This is a genomic window from Terasakiella sediminum (assembly GCF_033100395.1).
Classification (GTDB): domain Bacteria; phylum Pseudomonadota; class Alphaproteobacteria; order Rhodospirillales; family Terasakiellaceae; genus Terasakiella.
The window spans coordinates 68,901-85,601 of record NZ_JAWLVJ010000006.1 but is presented as its reverse complement, the minus strand read 5'-3'; the positions used below and the strand labels follow the sequence as shown (position 1 = coordinate 85,601).

Here is a 16,701-nt window from a genome sequence, read left to right as displayed (position 1 = left end):
ACATCATGCCCGCCATCCATCACAACAAAGGGCTTAGTTCGCAATTACTTTGCCGACAGTTGCCTGCCATTGGCCTGTGCAGTCATCGCCACAACGTTTAAACCATTTTGGAAGAACGGTTTCATTGAGCACGTCTTTGAGTTTTTGTTCGTCTTCGCTTGAGACCGGAACGAAAGTCATCTTAGCGGTTTCACCAAAATCACACTCCCCACGACCTGTATTACAGTTGATGCCCTGTTCGGATTCATAGGCTGCGGCTTTCCAGATGCGACCTTCCAGTTCAGTGACATTTTCCTGCAGGAAGGTTTGGACTTCCGGCTTCAGCTTGTTCCATTTTTTCAGGTTCACCGCATGCATCACCTGGGACCAACCCACGGGCAGTTCATAAAGGTGGGTGGAAACCTCGTTCCATTTGGCGGAATAACCGGACAGAGAACCAGTGATCGCACAATCCACCACCTTGTTTTGCAGACCCAGCACAACTTCGCTAAAGGCCATGGTCACGCCTGTACCACCCAAAGCACCAACAAACTCAGCCAGCGTGCGGTTTGCGGTACGGACTTTTTTGCCTTTCAGGTCAGCCAGACCTGTGATGGGTGCGTTACAGAAGAGAACCTGTGCAGAATAGGGCCAAATACCAAGCAGTTTCACGCCATATTTTTCTTCATATTTTTTGGTCAGCGCAGGCTTGAAGGCTTCTGTCACTTTTTGCGCGGTTGTCACATCGGGGCTTAGACCCGCCAGATCGATCGCTTCGTTCATCGGGTCGTCTGCTGCCAGATAGCCCATGATGGTGGAGCCAAAATCAATCACGCCTTTACGCATCAGGCGCACAACTTCCGCACCTTTAAGGCCCATGTCGTTAAAGCCTTGAACTTGGGCGGTTACCGCACCGTTAGAACGTTCAGAAATTTCTTTGGCCCAGAAAGGCTGTTCGAAGTTTTTGAACTGGCTTAAGTGGCTCCAGGTGCCGACGACGGTTACTTTGGTTTTTGGCAAATCAGCAGCATTGGCGGCTGTAGCCATGCCCATCGTGCCCAACATCAATGAGGTCGCAATAACGCTTTTCCCCATCCATTTCATCAACTTCATTTTCTTCTCCATAATTAAAGCCTTCCTTTTAAGATAGTGACATTTTTGAATTTTTAATGTCTGTAATAAGCATGCACCCGGGTTCATGGGTGATAAAAAACGGGATGTCGGCATTGTGGACGGCCACTTGCGGGGTCACACCACATGCCCAGAAAACAGGAATTTCACCTATTTTCACATCAACCGGATCCCCGTAATCCGGTTTGGATAAATCTGTAATGCCGATTTCAGCCGGATCCCCAAGGTGAATAGGTGCGCCATGCACACGGGCAAAATCACCGGAAACCTGAATAGATGTAATCGCGTCCTGCGCATTAAAGGGACGCATCGTAACCACCAGCTCTCCTTTAAAGGCACCTGTTGGTTCAGTCTGAATATTGGTGCGATACATGGGCACATTGCGGCCCATGGTGATATGGCGTACATCCAGATCAACATCTTGCAAGGCACCTTCAAAAGAATAAGAACATCCGATCACGAACGTCACCAGATCGTCCTGCCAGACATCCGCGATATCATCGACAGTGCGCATAACACCATTTTCAAAGACACGATACTTCGGCACGTCATAACGGATATCAATATCATCACCCAGCATATCCAGCGCCGGGTTACCCGCTTCGCCGATACCAACGATGGGACAAGGCTTGGGGTTCTGAAAACAGAATTTTAGAAAATCAAACGCATATTTCTGTGGCAGGATCACGAGGTTGCCCTGCACATAACCCGCTGCCAGACCAGAGGTTTGTTCCGTCCAGTCACCAGAGCGGATTAATTTTCGTGCAGCTTGGGGGTTTTGGATATTTTCTTTCACTGACATAAAAACAGTCCCAATCGTTAATTCAACTGTCTTTATGATCCACTTCTTGAGGTATTATCTCAAATTCTTTGTTTTTATAAAAAGTTATAAATTTTATTTATAGTGATCTCTGTTTTCTGCGACCTCTAAGGCCTTATCCGCGATAATGCTCAGCAAGGGGTTTGTGGTGCCCTGCGGATAGGTCACGGTAAAGTCCAGTTCCGGCAGGGTCATTTCCACATCCAGGAATTCGAGATTCCCGGCACTGTAATGTATTTGCAAAACCTCTTTGGGCAAACATGCCACCCCACCCCCGGTTGCCACCAGGTGAATGATGGTTGCCAAAGATCCGGACGTCATAATCCGTGCATCTGATATCCCGGCTTTGCGCAGACTTTCGCGCAAAGCGACATAGGGGCGCGTCTGACGTGGGTAACACAGGATGGGATGTTCTGCGATTTCGTGTAATGTCAGGGGGCGCCCCCCCAATCCCAGATCAGGATGCGCAGCCCAGAAGACCTGATATCGATCCAGATGCTGGTTCAACATGGTGGGTTCGGACACCGGCCCCATCAGAAAAGCAATATCCAGTTCCCGCTTGGTCAGAGAATTTCGAAGACTGATGGTGGTGTCCACTTCCATCTCCACCACCAGGTTGGGATAATCATCCTGCAACTGCTTTAAAAGATCTGGCACCCAGGTATGAACAAGGGTTTCAGACGTCCCCAATCGCACCACGCCTGCCAATGACGTCGGACTTGCGATTTTCTGGCAAAGTTCGTGATTGAGTTCAATCATCCGTTCGGCATAGGGCACAAGTTCCCAGCCCTTTGGGGCCAGCACCATCTTGCCCTTGGCACGATGAAACAAGGCCACGCCCAGTTCTTCTTCCAACTGAGTGATCCGGTTGGAGATAGAGGGTTGAGTGGTATGGAGCTTTTCAGCTGCCGCACTAAAACTGCCCAGCTTTACAATCGCCAAAAAGGTTTCCAGATTTTTCAGACGCATCGACGCGTGCCCCCTGCTAACCTAAACATCAGATAGCTATCTTATTCGCAAAACGTCTACAAAAACAAATAATCAATATTTACATGGTCCATAGATGACTATTTCACCCGCATCAGCCAGTCTTCGATAAACGTTTGATACTGCCCGGATTTTTTCATCTTGATCAGGATCGCATCAAAGGTTTTCAAAACGTCGCGATGCTTGCTTTTTTTCGAGAAAGTCAGATAACTTGCCACCGTTTCCACGGGCGATCTGGAATTGCGCAAATCACGAATGCCATATCCCTTCCGCTGATAAAAACGCGCAACAATCCGGTTTAAAGGCACCGCATCCACCTTGCCTTCTGCCAGCATTTCCACCAGTTGTTCATCATCATTACCAATAAACTGTTTCTGCACCGCGCCACGACCAAAGATCCCGTCAATGGTGCTGCCATAGCTAAACCCCCGTCGTTTTGAGATCTGAATATGACGTTTTTCAAGCAGCGAAGAAATGGTCGAAAAACTGCTTTCCTGTGCGACAAATAAAGAGACTTCCTGCATCAACAAAGGTTCAGCGCCATAATCAAGATAAGCTTCGCGTTCCAGGGTCTTATAGGCGGTAAAAAGCATATCTACATTGCCTTTACGCGCCAGATAAAGCGCACGCGACCAAGGATAAACCTCGATATTCACCCGCACGCCCGCCTGCCTTGCGATATGACGCACCAGCGCGACTGAAAGCCCATCCACCTGATGTTTTTTCACCGCATAGGAATAGGGTGGGAAATGAAGCGTCGCTGCTTTTAACGTTATAGTCTCAGCGCGCGCTGAAAAGGCCATTGTCAGGATAAAACAAACGACACTGCCCACATAAAATAATGATCTGATCATCATGCCTTAGTCTCCTTCCATAGGTCTTTCACATCCCTTTTCTTTGGCCTTATGATGACCATTTTCTAAATATTCTCTGATAGGTGCCGTCTGCCTTGATACGACGGATTTCTTTTTCAAATTGCCTGGCCAGATACACCATTTCACTATGTTTGGAAAAGGCGATATAGCTGGGCACGCTCTGTACCAGTGGCTTCAGTTCGCGGATTTGATAATCCAGCCCATTGCTGTGCATCAACGTGCGTGCCACCAGTCGATTTAAGGGCACCAGATCGACACGCTGGTGGGCCAGAAGCCGCAAAAGATTAATGTCATCACTGGCTTCCCAGATATCACTAAAACCGCCGGAATGGATCAATCGATCCATCATCGGGCCATAGCTGATTTTCCGACGCACCCCGATCTTCAAATCCCCCGTCTGCAACACGTCATGAAAACTTCGAAGAGACGAATTTTTATAAACGAAAACAGCTACTTCCTGCGGCATAATCACTTCATTGACGTATCTTAAAAACTCTGCACGTTCTTCCGTAAAATAGGCAGTAAAAATCAGATCAGACGCCCCCATTTCCACATCTTTTAAAGCGCGCGCCCAGGGCAGAACCTCGATCTCTATATCCAGTTTTAAACGCTGACAGATTTCTTTTACCGTTTCCACAGCCAACCCGGCAGCATTTCCGTCACCATCTGTATATTCATAAGGTGGAAATTCAAACGTTACGGCTTTGATAGGGCGCGTGTCTGCACCTGCATGGGACGGCAGTGCGGCAAAAACAAACAGGAAAACCAGCAGAATCAATCGATAAACCATCGTGCGACGATCTCCCGATAGCTGCCATCGCGTTTCATGTCACGTAAAGTTCGTGCAAACATATCAGCGATGGATTGTGTATGGAGGACCTTGGAAAAAGCAACAAAACTGTCCACCCGTTCAATAGACGGATAAATCTCGCGCACTCTGCCAAAGACACCCAAGTCTTCCATATGGTAATAGGCCACATGACGGTTCATCGGTACCACATCCACCCGGGCTGAGACCAGTTTTCGCAACAGTGCCGGGTCAGAATTGGCATAAGAGATATTGTGCCATTTCTTCTGGTCAATCTGCTTTGAAAACCACGCCCCGTAGTTAACCGCACGGCGCAGGCCGATCAGAACGTCTGGCGTTTCAGCGACTTCTTCCGGTTTGAAGAAAAGGCTTTGGTAACGCACAAACAAAGATACATCCTGTTGAACGAGTACTTCATCCACATAGTTCAGGAATTTCTCGCGCTCAGGCGTTCTAAAGATGGTGAAGATGCCATCGGCCTTGCCGGATTTTACGGCCGATAAAGAGCGCGCCCAGGGCAAGATGGTGATTTCAGCCTTCAACCCCAGGCGTCTGGAAATTTCACGCACCAGATCACTGGCCACCCCGGTTACCCGACCCGCCTTTTCAAAGATAAAAGGCGGGTAGGCTAACGAGACGAAATGAACGGATGTGTCATTTTCTGCGTTTGTTTCAGCTTCTGCATCACCACTTCCCCACAGCAATACAAAAAGAAATACCAGGACCCTTAACATTGGTTCTATCCTTCTTGTTGGAGAATTTCCTTTGCGTAAGTTTTCTGGTTCTGTGCAGATTTGCGCAATTTCTCAATCACCATTTCCACATTGCTGTCCAGTGCAATAATCTGCTGGGCGGCATTGCCGGAGGCATCTCGCACTTTGCCTGACAGCCCCTTGGTTTTTTCCGCATCACTAAAGACCGTGTTGATGCCCATATGGACTTCTTCGGTCTTATCCGCAGCTGTGCGCATATTTTCTGAGATTTCAGCCGTTGCCTGACCTTGTTCTTCAACCGTTTGCGTAATAGTCACGGCAATTTCATTGATCTGCGTGATGGTATTGGAAATATTGCCAATACTGCCTGCTGCATCTTGCGTTGCCGACTGGATTTCACTGATATGGGATGAGATTTGATCGGTTGCCTTGGCGGTTTGATCCGCCAGAGATTTCACTTCGGAAGCCACCACGGCAAAACCTTTGCCATGATCACCTGCCCGTGCAGCCTCAATCGTTGCATTGAGCGCCAGAAGATTGGTCTGTTCTGCAATATCAGAGATCAAATCGGTTACCTTGCCAATACTTTGGGCAGCCTGGGTCAGGCTTTCCACCTTGGCATTGGCATCATCAGATTGGGCTTGTGCGGCAACTGAGATTTCAGATGAATGGGTCGCTTGGCGTTGAATTTCAGAAATTGTCGCCGCCAGTTCTTCGACAGCAGCCGCAACTGTGCCCACTGCATTGGATGTTTCCTGTGATGCGCCTTCGGCAGATTGACTGCGTGTGCGGGTATCCCCGGCAACCGCATCCAGTGAATCTGCTGCATCTTGTAACAGGCCGGACTGATCTTTCACACCATGGGCCAGTTCCTGCACGTCTTCTTCCAGAGCAGCAGCGATCTTTTCAAGTTCACCTGCCAGTTCGATCTTCTGGTTATATTCTTTAACCCGATCTTCAGCTTTCATTTCTTCGATCTGCACCGCGTTGGTCTTAAAGACTTCAACGGCTGCAGCCATCTTGGAAATTTCATCCGACCCTTTGGTTTCCACCTCTACATTCAGATCGCCGCGCGACAAGGAACGCATGGTCTGATGCAGGCGTGTCAAACGAACACCAACGTTTTTAATCACATAAAACCAGACGGTCACAAGGGAGACCAGCAAGCTTGTCGCCGTTGCCCCGGCCACAGCCAGCAGCATCTGATCACTGACCTGTTTGGCGTTCGCGCCAGCAACTTCAATGTTAGTGTTCAACTCATTTTTCAAATCGCCAACAACCTTGCCCAGCTTATCCAGATTGACATAAAGATTGGCAATCAGTTCCTGCGCTTCGGCTGTGGTTTCCAAAACTTCTGTGCGTAATTCAATGATTGAAGAGCTTTCGTCACTCCCTTCAGCAAAGCCTGCCAGGTTTTCAATGATCTTGCTGAACACGTCCTTCATCTGCGGATTGAATTTTTCAGAAATCTCGCGTGATTTGTCCAGCAGGACAGAGGTTTGAATACCCGCCAGCATCAGTTTGGACGGATCATTCACTTTCAGGATGTTTTTAAGCGCACTTTCATATTCAAAACTTAGACGTTCCAGTTCGGAATAGATCAAACGGTCTTCGGTCGCTGTGATCACATCTTTCAAAATCTGTTCTGCTGTTGCAGGATCACCCAGTTGTTCCGGCTGATCTTCCATCACAAACTTGCCGTTTTCGATCTGTCCTTTGGTGAAGGAATAGGCCGGGGCCAGATTGGCGGTAATGCGTTTACGTTCATTTTCCAGCTTGTCAAAATTTTCCAGCAATTGATCGCGTGCACTCAGTTTCTTGACCTGAACGATCGCGATTTCGTTAAAGCTCGCCGTGATATCGCGCACGATGGCTTGCGTATCTTTGACCTGTTTATTTTCAGGATACTGACTGACCAGCACGTTTAACTGGCTTTGCACACCAAAGAACAGTTTACCAATATCGGCCTTGGCCTGTGGCAGTTTGTCAGCTTCTTCTTCAGAAGCATAGGCGCGAATATCGGCGGCCAGTCGTTCGCTGTTGCGCAGCAAATCGCTGGCGGAAATCATCGGGGGGATTTGTTTATCGGTGATATTTCTAAGCTCAACCCCTGCCGTTTCAAAAGCGAAAAAAGCAACAACACCTGATGTGACTGCAAGGGCCGAGACCGCACCAAAGGCACCAATTAGTTTTTGACGTACTCCCAGCGCGGTTTTTATTTTTTTTACAAAGCTGAGAGGTTTTCTTTCTTTTAACATAGCGAAAATCCTCTGCATTTTAGCGTTTTAATAGTATTACACTGACATTTTGTCAGTTTTGGGTTTTAAAAAAAAGGGGCGACTCTCATAGACGTCTTAAAAGCCGCCCCCCAAGGTTTAGGGAGCCTCTTCTAGGGAAGTCGTTAGACAAGGGCTCCCAATTGGCGACACGCCAAGGACAGCAAAAAATAATCCGGCGTTTCTGCCGCATTGATCTCGTTAATCAAATTGGCAAACCGGCTTTTGCGTGGATGATCGTTCACACTCACTTTCTTTGCGTCAAGGGGGGACAAACCCTCGCGTGTCAATGCTGCCTGGATTAGGGAGACGTCATCCAGTAGCGCAGCAATACTCAACTTCTGCCATTTCGAAGTTGGTTTCAGGTTTTGAATATGAGATCTCAACACATTCAATTTATAGGTGCGACCTGCCCCTAAAAAGACGTCACAGGCCGCATCATTTTTACAGTTCATTTCTTCGATGATCTTGGTGACATCCAGTGCAGCCGTATTCAGCCCCACCAGTGCCATTTCCATCAAGACCGCATCGGGCACGCCACGGGTAGACAGGTTCAGCAATTCCCCACCCAGCAGTTGACGTTCGTCCTTATCCAGTTTTTCTGCAATCTTTTCCCGCACGCCAAAGACACGCGGTTTATATTGATTGACCACCTCGCCATGGCGACGTTCCAGGCGGCCTTCTTTCATCAGCCACAACACGCATTGTTCAATCGATCTGTTAAGGATCGCAAGCAGACGCATCTGGCATTTGAAATTCGTTTTCTGATCCAAATCCTCGATGGATTTCCACAGGCCTTTCAGCCCAAAAATATCACGACAGACAAAGAAAGCCTGAATAACCCGCTGGGCGGTTTGTCCGGATCGTTCCATCACACGGGCAACAAAGTTCCCACCAATACGGTTAACCAGTTCATTGGTCAAAACGGTTGCGAGAATTTCGTTTTTCAGCGGATGGTTCAGCATATCGGCTTCATATTTCGCGCGCAGTTGCGCGGGGAAATAATCAAGATAATCATAGATCAAACAGCCTGATTGAATGAAGTCACATTTTAAGACCTCATCCAGCAACCAGATTTTGGAATAAGACATCATGATCGCAATTTCAGGGCGGGTCAGGGCTTCACTACGCTGAACCTTGGCGATAATCTGACGATCAGATGGCAAAGCTTCCAGATCACGCGCCAAAAGTTCAGCGTTATCAAAAACATTTAACAGACGCAATTGGTCATCCAGCACACTGGTGCCGGGAAATTCATAAAGGCTCAACGCCTGTGTCTGATGATAATTGTTCTTCAACACCAGACGAGCCACATCATTGGTCATGTCGCTTAAAAGCTTATCACGGGCTTCTTCATCCAGACGTTTGTCTTTAACGGCAGCGCCCAGCAGGATCTTCAAATTCACTTCATGATCTGAACAATCCACACCGGCTGCATTATCAATCGAGTCCGTATTCAGACGTCCGCCGTTCAAGCCATATTCAATCCGACCCAGTTGGGTCAGGCCCAAATTCGCCCCTTCGCCAATGACTTTGCAGGAAAGTTCATCCGCATTAATACGCAACGAATCATTGGCTTTATCACCCACATCCAGATTATTTTCAGATGCAGCCTTGATATAGGTCCCGATGCCACCAAACCACATAAGCTCAGCTTCAGATTTCAGGATATGCTGGATCAAGGCATTTGGGGTCAGGCTGTCTTCAGTGATGGACAACAGCGTTTTCATTTCTGCACTAATCGCAATGGTCTTGGCCGTGCGTAAGAAAACCCCGCCCCCTTTGGAAATCAAATCGCGATCATAGTCATCCCAGCCTTTGACCGCATCAAACAGGCGTTTACGTTCCTGCCAGGAAATATCCGCATCCGGTTTTGGGTCAATGAAGATGTGCTTGTGGTTAAAGGCCGCGACCAGCTGGATATGATGGGACAGCAACATGCCGTTACCAAACACATCCCCACCCATATCGCCGATCCCAACGACGGTAAAATTCTCTTTCTGAATGTTCTTGCCCATCTCGTTGAAATGGCGCTTTACAGATTCCCAGGCACCGCGTGCCGTGATACCCATCTTCTTATGGTCATAGCCCGCAGACCCACCCGAAGCAAACGCATCACCCATCCAAAACCCTTTGGAAACAGAAATGGCATTTGCAATATCAGAAAATGTCGCGGTGCCTTTGTCGGCTGCCACCACAAGATACGGGTCAGGGTCATCCAGACAGACCACACCAGATGGCGGGATGATCTCATCGCCTTTGCGGTTATCGGTGATATCCAGAAGGGCGGTGATAAACTGTTGATAACATGCCACACCCTCTTCCTGTATGGCGGCACGATCACTTAGGCCTTGAAGCTGCTTGGCCACAAAGCCACCTTTGGAACCAACCGGCACAATCACTGTGTTTTTAACCTGCTGGGCTTTGACCAGCCCTAAAATCTCGGTTCTGAAATCTTCATGACGATCCGACCAGCGAAGGCCACCACGCGCAACCGGGCCACCACGCAAGTGTACACCTTCGATCCGTGGACTATAGACCCAGATCTCGCGCCAGGGTGTCGGGCGCGGCATACCATCAATGGCGGCACTTTTCAGTTTGAAGCACAGATATGGCGCGCGGGTGCCATCATTTGCTTTCTGGAAGAAATTGGTGCGCAGGATGGCAGAGATCAGATTTTCGAAATGACGCAGAATCCGGTCCTGATCCGCATTTGTAACTTCATCCAGTAAAGCTGCAATTTCACTTTTACGCTGCGTGATACCCGCTTCTTCAGCAATCACATCCGGGTTGAAGAGATAGTGGAACAACTGGACCAATTTAGCCGTAATTACAGGGTTTTCAGAAAGCGCGCGTTCCATATAATTTTCAGAAAACGGGATATTGATCTGTTTCAGGTACTTCGCCAAAGCACGCACCAGCACCACATCGAAATATCGCAAACCCGCTGTCAGGATCAGCTTGTTGAAACAGTCGTTTTCAACGCGTCCCTGAAGGACGTTTTTGATGGTGGTCGCGATATCGGGACAGACCGTGCTTTCATCACTGATCGCAATGTCTTTTGTGGAGACATCAAAGTTACAGACAGAATACAAACGATCTACAGACTGAAACTTGAATGAGTGTTCATCATGCACTTTAAAACCTAGATTTTCAATTACAGGTAGAACATCAGACAAAAAAAGTTCATCCCCTGCCGATAGAACCTTCAAAACCATCGGGTTGGTTTCAGCGTCAGAAATCAGTTCAACCCCAATGCCACCATCGATTTCAAGATGATGAAGTTCAAACACATCGGCTGCTGCACGGGCAGGTTCAGTCTGATCACGAAAACTGATCGACATCATGGAATTGAATTGGTCAAACAGGCTGGTGGCCGTATCTACATCAACCAGATATTCAAGCTTGCTGCGAAATGCATCTGTCCAGTTTGTGACGAATTCGTCAAGGCTGTTATGGGGTTGCTTGTCCATGGGATTACACCGCTGATCCGATATTCATTTCATCAAGGGCCAGCACATCCAGCCCGTTTTCTTTCAAACCTTTTAAGATAAAGGCCGCACTTTCACAGGCCTGTGGTGTGTCACCATGCACACAGATACTGTGGATTGGGGTCGGCAGAACTTTGCCATCGATGGACACCAATGCGCCTTTTTCCACCATTTCCAAAACACGGGCCAGGCAAGTTTCAGCGTCATGAATGACAGAACCTTCAATTTTGCGGCTAACCAGTGTGCCTGTGTCCGTGTAAGCCCGATCTGCGAAAATTTCTTCTGCCACACAAAGACCTGCACGTTTGGCCGCACTTGAAAGTTCAGACAAAGCAGGCGCCAGAAAAATCAGATCTTTATCAATATCTTTCACCGCCTTACAGATAGCATCAGACAGGTCAGCATCTTCACAGGCCATATTGTTTAGCGCGCCATGGGGTTTCACATGGGTGACCTTGCCGCCCTGGCTTTGCGCCATCCCCATCAAAGCACCAACCTGATAGATGGTCATGGCGTAAACTTCAGATAAAGCCATATTCATCGGACGGCGACCAAAGCCCTGCAGATCGGGAAAGCCCGGATGCGCACCAAGGGAAACGCCTTTGGCAATGGCATTTTTAACCGTTTCTTGCATCACAACGGGATCACCCGCATGAAAGCCACAGGCGATATTGGCGGACTTGACGGAATCCAGAATAGCTTCGTCATCGCCAATTGTGTAAGCGCCAAAGCTTTCACCCATATCTGCGTTTAGGTTGATGGCTTTCATCTTATTCATCCTCATCCTGTAGGGATCCGGGAAAGTGGTCAGGCTTTGCCATATCGACCACGCCTCCGATTAAATTCGTTTCATATAGCGCCTTCAGGTTAACAAACCCATTTGCGCTCGCCGCAACGATTAATGATTTCATCCGATCCAACGCCAGTTTGGCTTCCCGCGCGATCAGGCAAGCCTCCTGCGCAGAAATCGCTTCAAACTTAAGCTGTGTACCCGGCAAGGCATTTGCTACACGGTGCAGGTCTGATGAAATCACAGTTGCGATCTTGGGATAGCCCCCGACCGTCTGCCCATCATTTAACAAAACAATCGGCTGACCATTGCCAGGGACCTGAATGGTGCCGGGGACAACGCCATCAGAAATAATCTCGCTGCCTTTGTCTTCCTTATGTTTCAGGGTCGGGCCTTCAAGACGTGCGCCCATACGGTCACTTTCTTTAGACACCAGATATTCAAAATTCAGAAACTGATCAATTGAGGTTTGATCAAAATAATCTTCCTGTGGCCCCAAGACCACACGGATCGGCCCGGTTTCAACCGTCGGCGGACTTGGCTGAACTTTATCGGCTTCGCAAGCCTGTTTAACGGCTTCTTTGGTAATTTCTATTCTGTCACCGACCTGCAGAAGGTGACCATTCAAGCCACCGATTTCAGATCGAATATAAGTCGATACACTGCCCATCACCGGATCAGCCTGCACCCCACCCGAAATCGCGAGGAACCCCGCAACAGAGTTTTCAAGGCTGCCGATTTTCAGTTTCTCGTCCGGGTTCAGGGTAAAGCTGCGCCAACCCGGAACCTTACGGCTATGCGTGCCACTTTCCGACTCGCTGATCACTTCAGCAGTTACATCGCCACAGATTGCCAGTTTCACAGGCGCATCAAACGCCTGCAGGGTTGGGCCAAGCACGCGGAACTCAATACCCGGCGCATCAGCCTTGTTACCAACCAGATTGTTGCCCAGCTCCATCCAATGGGGAACCACGCTGCCACAAAGCGGAATGCCATATTCCTGAAAGCGCCAGCGCCCCTTATCCTGTATTGAACTTTGAAAGCCCGAGGATTGTATTTCAAGATACCCCGACATTAAGCAACCTCTTTAATCTGGCATTCAGCACGGTAGGAATAACCACCCGCCGCCACTGCTGCTTCAATTTTCTTATATTCTGCTTCTGATACCGCATGAAAACCCACCCGGTCACCTGCTTTTAGCAAAGCCGCGTCTTTCTGGCGAATATCAAAAAGTTCAATCGGTGTGGATCCGATCAGGTTCCAGCCACCCGGACTCACCGTTGGATAGATCGCGGTCAACTGATCTGCAATCGCGACCGATCCTCGTGGCACGGCTGTACGTGGTTCCGAACGGCGTGGCAGTTGCAGGCGTTCATCCAGCAAACCAAGGAAAGCGAATCCGGGCAGGAAGCCCAGCATGAACACATCAAACACTTCTCTTTGATGGATATCTACAACCTCTTTAATCGTTAAGCCTGTCTTTTCAGCCACATCAGCAATATCCGGGGCATAGTCCCCTTCATAACACACAGGGAAAGACCAGTGGGTGGAGTCGCAATTCACACTGCCGCCTGCTTTAATATAAGGGGCAACCAATGCTTCGACTTCATCAGCCAGCAATTCCAGCGGGTCATAATGGACCGTTAATGAGCGGAAAGTCGGCACAGTTTCTATGATTCCGGTGATCAGGCCTTGTGCAATCGATTCCTTTAATTGGGCGTGTACACCCAGCACATGATGGCTGACTCTTCTTGAAATAACAGAACCAAACTCAAACGTAATAGCTCTGTCGCCCAAATTTAAAACCCGATACTCCATAAGGAACCTCACTGTTTTCGGTCATTTATTAACATTCATTGACGTTAAATTAAAATATCATTGACAATTTGTCAACGATTTATCATTATAATCTCGACATTGTAACTTGGAGGTAACTTAAATGTTCAAATTTTCGAAGTTTGCACTTGCTGCAGCAGCACTCGTCGCTCTTAGCGGGCAAGCATCTGCAAAAGACGTCTGGAATATGCCAACGCCTTATCCGGACGGAAACTTTCACACTGTAAATATCAAAGCCTTTGCTGATGACGTGCGTGCCGCCACCAACGGCGAACTCGATATCAAGATTCACAGTGCTGGTTCTCTGGTGAAACACCCGGAAATCAAAAACGCCGTGCGTAAAGGCCTGGTCCCTGTTGGCGAATTCTTCCTGTCACGCCTCAGCAACGAAAACGCCGTCTTTGGTGTGGATTCCATCCCGTTCCTGGCAACCAACTATGAAGATGCCAAGCGTCTTTGGGATGCATCACGCCCAACCATTGAAAAAGAACTGGAAAAGCAACGCCTGAAAGTTCTCTTCTCTGTGCCATGGCCGCCACAAGGTCTTTATGCCAAGAAAGAAATCAACTCTGTTGACGATCTGAAAGGCGTTAAAATGCGTGCTTATAACGCATTGACCGAACGTCTGGCCCGTCTGTCCGGCGCGGTTCCGACACAGGTTGAAGTTCCTGATATCCCACAAGCTTTTGCAACGGGTCAGGTTGAAGCCATGATCACATCCCCATCTACGGGTGCAAACTCCAAAGCATGGGATTTCGTAAACAACTTTGTTGATGTTCAGGCCTGGATTCCTAAAAACATCGTTGTTGTAAACGCAAAAGCCTATAACAAACTTTCTGACGAAGCCAAAGCCGCTGTTCAAAAAGCAGCAGAAGCCGCTGAGGCTCGCGGTTGGGAAGCAAGTAAAGCTGAGACCGCAAGCAAGATTAAAATCCTCAAAGACAACGGCATGAACGTGTCCACACCTTCTGCTGATCTGTTGAACGGCCTGAAAGATGCAGGCACAAAAATGACAGCTGACTGGGCGAAGAACTCAGGGGCTGCCGGTGAAGGCATTCTGTCTACTTACCAAAAATAATCTAATAACGTGGCGGAGGTTATCCTATCTCCGCCACAACTATATTTGGAGACTTCACCATGAGGGCTTTTCTAGACAATTTATATCGCGCAGGCGGCGTGCTGGGAGCCATCTTCCTGTTTGCGATTTTTACCATCGTACTCTTGCAAGTCGGCGCCAATCTCATTGATTTTATCGCCGCATCCGTTACCGGACATGCCATTGGACTTGCGATCCCATCTTACGCCGAAATCGCAGGCTTTATGCTGGCAGGTGCTTCTTTCCTCGCCCTGCCTTATGCCCTGCAGCACGGCACCCACATCCGCGTGAACCTGTTTATTCAACGCATGGGTCCGGGTGGCCGTCGCATCACCGATACCTGGTCCTTCCTGGTTGGGTTTATCCTGATTGCCTGGTTGTCCTTTTACGCTTGGGAACTGGTGCTTGAATCATACGAATTTGGGGATTTGTCCCCCGGATTGATCGCCGTGCCAATCTGGATCCCGCAAATCACGCTGGGTCTGGGCACCACTTTGATGGCGATCTCCCTTCTGGATGGATTTATCTCATCCCTTTTAAACAAGAATTTCTTTATCACAGGCGATGCTGACGAATTGGGGGCTGAATAATGAGTGATATTTTATTTCCCGCCCTTTTGATCCTGATCGTCCTGTTCTTTATGCTGGGTACTGGCGTCTGGGTGGCAATTTCCCTGATCGCCGTTGCAACCTTGTCCATCGTTGTTTTTGCCGCAACTGACACAGGTGCGCTGATGGCTTCCACCATCTGGGGGCATAGTAACCTCTGGTCCCTGGCCGCGCTGCCGCTCTTCATCTGGATGGGGGATATCCTGTTCAGATCACGCCTGTCAGACGATATGTTTGAAGGCCTGCAACCCTGGATGGGCGGCCTGCCCGGCAAGCTGTTGCACGTCAACATCATCGGTTGCGGTATCTTTGCTGCCGTATCAGGTTCATCCGCTGCCACTGCGGCCACCATCGGTAAAATCTCGATCCCGGAACTCAAACGCCGCGGATATGATGAAAAAATGATCCTGGGTACATTGGCAGGTTCTGCCACGCTCGGCCTATTGATCCCACCATCCATCATTCTGATCGTATATGGGGTTGCAACCGAACAATCCATCGCCCGCCTGTTTGTCGCAGGTGTTGGTCCCGGCATTATGCTGGTGGGGATGTTCATGGCCTTTGTTGCCATCTGGTCCGTTATCAACAAAGATAAAATGCCCGGTGAAAAAGAAAGTTTCACCTGGAAACAGCGTCTGCACAGCATCAAGAGCCTTGGCCCTGTGGTCCTGTTGATCCTGGGCGTGATCGGATCCATCTATACCGGGATTGCATCGCCCACAGATGCAGCTGCGGTTGGTGTGTTCCTCGCGCTATGTCTGACCAAATTTACTGGCGATCTGACCAAGGAAAGCTTTATAGACGGCATCCTGAGCGCCACACGCACATCCTGTATGATCGCCTTTATTCTGGCGGGCGCGGCCTTTTTGACAACGGCCATGGGCTTCACCGGAATCCCTGCAAGTCTTGCCAGCTGGATTGGGGAAATGAACCTTTCTCACTACCAGTTGCTTGCAGCCCTCACCGTCTTCTTCATCGTTATGGGCTGTTTCCTTGATGGCATTTCTGTTGTGGTACTGACCACTGCTGTCATCCTTCCGATGGTCGAAGCGGCTGGTATCGATCCGCTCTGGTTCGGGATTTTCATTGTGATTGTGGTTGAGATGTCACAAATCACCCCGCCCGTCGGCTTTAACCTGTTTGTTATTCAATCGCTATCAGGTCGCAACATTCTGGTTGTTGCAAAAGCGGCCCTGCCCTTCTTCCTGATCTTGATTGCCGCCGTCGGGGCCATCACTGTCTTCCCTGAAATCGTCACATGGTTACCCAACAACATGTCCTGATCGGATAT

At 48.9% G+C, this 16,701-nt stretch carries 14 protein-coding genes; 3 read left to right on the top strand and 11 right to left on the bottom strand.

Features of this window, described 5'->3' with window-relative positions; translation table 11 throughout:
- Positions 1 to 33 precede the first annotated feature (33 nt).
- The 11 genes from RYZ26_RS06220 to pxpB form a co-directional block, all read right to left on the bottom strand.
- Positions 34 to 1,104 (bottom strand): TRAP transporter substrate-binding protein, encoded by a 1,071-nt coding sequence (locus RYZ26_RS06220; protein ID WP_317682303.1) that lies wholly within the window; start codon positions 1,102 to 1,104, stop codon positions 34 to 36.
- Positions 1,105 to 1,120: 16 nt separating this feature from the next.
- Positions 1,121 to 1,912: a putative hydro-lyase gene (locus tag RYZ26_RS06215; protein ID WP_317682302.1), complete on the bottom strand. Its 792-nt coding sequence runs from the start codon at positions 1,910 to 1,912 to the stop codon at positions 1,121 to 1,123.
- Between the two features lie 93 nt (positions 1,913 to 2,005).
- Positions 2,006 to 2,899: a LysR family transcriptional regulator gene (locus RYZ26_RS06210; protein ID WP_317682301.1), complete on the bottom strand. Its 894-nt coding sequence runs from the start codon at positions 2,897 to 2,899 to the stop codon at positions 2,006 to 2,008.
- A 98-nt stretch (positions 2,900 to 2,997) separates the two neighbouring features.
- Complete coding sequence (locus tag RYZ26_RS06205) at positions 2,998 to 3,774, bottom strand: substrate-binding periplasmic protein (protein WP_317682300.1); 777 nt, start codon at positions 3,772 to 3,774, stop codon at positions 2,998 to 3,000.
- Between the two features lie 46 nt (positions 3,775 to 3,820).
- Positions 3,821 to 4,582 carry a substrate-binding periplasmic protein gene (locus tag RYZ26_RS06200; protein WP_317682299.1) on the bottom strand — a complete coding sequence of 254 codons (762 nt, stop codon included), beginning with the start codon at positions 4,580 to 4,582 and terminating at the stop codon, positions 3,821 to 3,823.
- On the bottom strand, positions 4,567 to 5,334 hold the full coding sequence (locus tag RYZ26_RS06195; protein ID WP_317682298.1) for a substrate-binding periplasmic protein: 768 nt from the start codon (positions 5,332 to 5,334) through the stop codon (positions 4,567 to 4,569). Before RYZ26_RS06195 ends, RYZ26_RS06200 begins: the two co-directional genes overlap by 16 nt.
- 5 nt (positions 5,335 to 5,339) lie before the next feature.
- Positions 5,340 to 7,571: a methyl-accepting chemotaxis protein gene (locus tag RYZ26_RS06190; RefSeq protein ID WP_317682297.1), complete on the bottom strand. Its 2,232-nt coding sequence runs from the start codon at positions 7,569 to 7,571 to the stop codon at positions 5,340 to 5,342.
- Between the two features lie 143 nt (positions 7,572 to 7,714).
- Positions 7,715 to 11,062, bottom strand: a complete 3,348-nt coding sequence (locus RYZ26_RS06185; RefSeq protein ID WP_317682296.1) for an NAD-glutamate dehydrogenase domain-containing protein — start codon at positions 11,060 to 11,062, stop codon at positions 7,715 to 7,717.
- 4 nt (positions 11,063 to 11,066) lie between these two features.
- Entirely contained in the window at positions 11,067 to 11,849 is a 783-nt protein-coding gene (locus RYZ26_RS06180) for a LamB/YcsF family protein (RefSeq protein WP_317682295.1), read from the bottom strand.
- A gap of 1 nt (position 11,850) precedes the next feature.
- Complete coding sequence (locus RYZ26_RS06175; protein ID WP_317682294.1) at positions 11,851 to 12,945, bottom strand: 5-oxoprolinase subunit C family protein; 1,095 nt, start codon at positions 12,943 to 12,945, stop codon at positions 11,851 to 11,853.
- A complete protein-coding gene (gene pxpB / locus RYZ26_RS06170; RefSeq protein WP_317682293.1) occupies positions 12,945 to 13,688 on the bottom strand; it encodes a 5-oxoprolinase subunit PxpB in 744 nt (247 codons plus the stop codon). The genes RYZ26_RS06175 and pxpB overlap by 1 nt, the downstream gene beginning before the upstream one ends.
- A gap of 121 nt (positions 13,689 to 13,809) precedes the next feature.
- Between pxpB and RYZ26_RS06165 the strand changes: the two genes are divergently transcribed.
- The 3 genes from RYZ26_RS06165 to RYZ26_RS06155 are packed head-to-tail and all read left to right on the top strand — an operon-like array spanning position 13,810 to position 16,693.
- Positions 13,810 to 14,784 carry a TRAP transporter substrate-binding protein gene (locus RYZ26_RS06165; protein ID WP_317682292.1) on the top strand — a complete coding sequence of 325 codons (975 nt, stop codon included), beginning with the start codon at positions 13,810 to 13,812 and terminating at the stop codon, positions 14,782 to 14,784.
- A 59-nt stretch (positions 14,785 to 14,843) separates the two neighbouring features.
- Positions 14,844 to 15,392 (top strand): TRAP transporter small permease, encoded by a 549-nt coding sequence (locus RYZ26_RS06160; RefSeq protein WP_317682291.1) that lies wholly within the window; start codon positions 14,844 to 14,846, stop codon positions 15,390 to 15,392.
- Complete coding sequence (locus RYZ26_RS06155; protein WP_317682290.1) at positions 15,392 to 16,693, top strand: TRAP transporter large permease; 1,302 nt, start codon at positions 15,392 to 15,394, stop codon at positions 16,691 to 16,693. Before RYZ26_RS06160 ends, RYZ26_RS06155 begins: the two co-directional genes overlap by 1 nt.
- Positions 16,694 to 16,701: the final 8 nt, after the last annotated feature.